This window comes from Lishizhenia sp., assembly GCF_033720595.1.
Lineage (GTDB): Bacteria > Bacteroidota > Bacteroidia > Flavobacteriales_D > Crocinitomicaceae > Lishizhenia.
Genome location: NZ_JAWWCF010000262.1, coordinates 1 through 3,127, shown reverse-complemented (window position 1 = coordinate 3,127; position 3,127 = coordinate 1). Strand labels below are relative to the sequence as shown.

Here is a 3,127-nt window from a genome sequence, read left to right as displayed (position 1 = left end):
GGGTCAGTTCCCGAGACTATTTCTGTGCCAACAACTTTAGTAACCCATGTCGTTTGGTAGTCAAAAGTGATAACTTGAAGATTTTCAATGTCCATTTCAAACTCATCCATTTCTTTACTTTTTTCGGCTGTGATGCTGTCGTTTGCACCGTATGATTCAGCCATTTTCTGCATCATTCCTTTCATCATTTCAATGAATTCAGTTAAGTCAAGTTCAACTTCTTGACTAATCATACATGTTTTTGCTTCTTTATTAACAGACTCTAGGGTAAGAAGAGTTGTCGTTGATATTTCTTGCATTGGAATAAATGGATTTTCTCCTGTTTCAGTCGTGGTAATTGTATCTCCAACTTTAAAATTCTTACTAAAAGGTGTTAAGATGTATCTAATGTTATCTTCCATGTACGCTTCTATGTTTTCTTTGCTTTTGAATATTTCTTTTATGGGCATAAATATCATTCCGATATATGATGCCATATCTGGCGTTTTATCTTCAAGTATATTTGTTATTTGGTCTAAGCTTTCATTCATAAATTTTTGAGCTTCTTTCCAATTCAAAAGTTCGGATTCAGCAGTTTCTTTATTAACTGAATAAATCAACTTCAAATCTTTGTAGTCCTTTAATTCTTCTCCAAGTTTATCATATAGTTCAATTGAAGAGCGTAACGCTTGGTTTTCCATCAGAATTTCAAGACTATAACTGTCCTTATTTTCCTTTAAAACTTTAATTGTGGCGTGATTATACGTAATCGTGTCTGAGATGAGTTTGTCATCTTCAAATACTTTTTCAACCTGGGTAATTGTGATTTGCTTAACGTCCCCTTTAGTCCATTTAGGTTGGAAATTGTAGTCCTGTCCAAATCCTAAAGTTGATATGGATAAAAGTGCAATTGTGATTAATCTTCTCATTTCTATTTTCTTATTGGCTATAACAAGTGTATAAATAAACCTTTTTTAATTATTTAAAACCGCCTGAATTCTGGAGAATAGTGGTGGTTGTTGGTCTTTGTGGTTTAAAACTAATTATTTTTTTGAATTTCTTTAGGAGTAAAGTTGGTTTCACTTTGTTGTAGGTGAATGGTTTTGTCATACCAGCTGCGCTTTATCTTCGTTTGAGCTAGTATATCTGTATAACCTAACGAGAATGCGAAGATTCAAGAATTCAAAAAACGTTTGATCTACATATAATTAAATTTAAATGTATTTAGAAGTCGCAAGTGATTAGTGATAATTGATAAGAATTTTTTTCGGATAGGAGATATAGGGTTTTTCGGCTATCGCTCGAAAGCCCAAGAGATTTCCTCATACTTTCATACAGAGGTTCCTAAAGGGAGGCTAAATCATTCACTTAAACAAAAAGTTCTAACGTGAATACCTTGTGAACAAACATTCACGCTCATAAGTCCACATGAATTTCACTATCCTCAGATTTCAATCTTTTAATCTTTTGAATTATTGAATTCTTGAATCAAAAAAAGAGCACCCTTAAGTGCTCTTTTCTGTTTCTATTTTCTACGTTTTTTCTTGGGTTTCTTGTATTTCGCCAATTTCTTGTTTTTCTTACTGTTCCCCCAGTTTTCTTTCTTGTTTTTATCCTTCTTTTCGTGGAAGGCTGGACCCGCTTCGCGTTTAACTACTTTTACTTTAAGTGGTTGGTGCAATGCTGCAGGTTGTTCTTCAAGGATGAGTTCTGAAGAAACCGTTACATCCTCCGGTAAAGGATCAGCAGCGATCTCCAATTTCATCAATCCTTCGATGTGGTGTTTAAAGATTTCCTCTTTTTCTGTAACTAAGGTTAAGGCATTACCTTTGGCCTCGGCTCTACCAGTTCTACCTACACGGTGCATGTAGTTTTCAGGAACTTCAGGAACGTCCATATTGATAACGTGTGTTACCTTGTCAATGTCCAAACCACGCGATACTAAATCGGTAGCTACAATTCCGCGCAATTCTCCCGATTTAAACTCTTGTACCATACGCAACCTGTAGTTCTGTGACTTGTTTGAGTGTATGGTTCCGAACTCTTCTGGGAATTCTGTTTCTAGTTCTTCAGAAACCAAATCAGCCAAACGTTTGTTGGCTGTAAAAATCAATGTTTTGGCATAAGTTTCCTTATCGGCCAATAACATTTTAAGATAATTGATTTTGGTATAGAAGTTAGGCACAGAAACAAACTTTTGATCTATGTTTTCTACAGGAGTTCCAGAAGGAGATGCTTCAATTTTTTCAGGGTTTCTGAAATAAGAATTGATCAAATCTTCTACCTCGTCTACAATCGTTGCAGAGAACAATAAGTTTTGTCGTTTCGCCGGCAACAATTCTATGATACTTTTCAATTGAGGTCTAAATCCAAGGTCAAGCATCTCATCACATTCGTCAATGATCAACTTCTGTATGGTTTTGAAACGCAAGATACCTGTCATGGCCAAATCGAACAAACGTCCTGGTGTAGCCACCAAGATATCACAACCTTCGTGTATCAATTGCTTTTGCGTATTGATGTTTGTACCCCCGTATACACCTAATGTTCTTACAGAGATGTATTGGGTAAGCTTTTCAATTTCTTCACAAACCTGCACCACCAGTTCTCGTGTGGGAACAAGGATAAGTACACGAGGTGTTTTTTGCTCGCTATATTTTAAATCGCGCAATACCGGTAAAAGGAAAGCCAAAGTTTTACCCGTACCAGTTTGGGCGATACCTACAACATCTTTTCCTGCTAAAATTACAGGTAAAGTTTTCTCCTGAATTGGAGTAGGAGTGGTGATCTCCATTTCGGCCAAGGCATTTTGTAACTGCTTGGTGAGTTTAAAATCTTTGAATTCCATTATCGGATTACTTTTACAGAGCTATCAGCTCCTATTTTTATGATGGATGAAGCTTGCTTACAAACTTTATCGAGTTCTTCTTCTACGATGGCATCAACTCCTGTTTTAATCTTTTCAGATATTTCTGCAAAACAAGTTGGTGTTGGTTCACCGCTGATATTAGCACTTGTTGAAACAATAGGTTTACGTATGCTTTGAATCAGTTGATTGACCACCGGGTGATTGGTTAAACGTATCCCTATAGAACCGTCTTGTGCTAATACATTGTTGGCCAATCCCTTTGGGTTGTCATATATAATG

Annotated in this window: 3 protein-coding genes; all 3 read right to left on the bottom strand. The window is 36.2% G+C overall.

What is annotated here, in order from left to right; translation table 11 throughout:
- Positions 1 to 908 (bottom strand): hypothetical protein (locus tag R3333_RS13715; protein ID WP_318959341.1); only part of this gene is annotated, 908 nt, incomplete at its 3' end.
- Between the two features lie 596 nt (positions 909 to 1,504).
- Positions 1,505 to 2,827 (bottom strand): DEAD/DEAH box helicase, encoded by a 1,323-nt coding sequence (locus tag R3333_RS13710; RefSeq protein ID WP_318959340.1) that lies wholly within the window; start codon positions 2,825 to 2,827, stop codon positions 1,505 to 1,507.
- A partial coding sequence (locus tag R3333_RS13705; RefSeq protein WP_318959339.1) for an L-threonylcarbamoyladenylate synthase occupies positions 2,827 to 3,127 on the bottom strand: 301 nt, incomplete at its 5' end. The genes R3333_RS13710 and R3333_RS13705, both read right to left, overlap by 1 nt.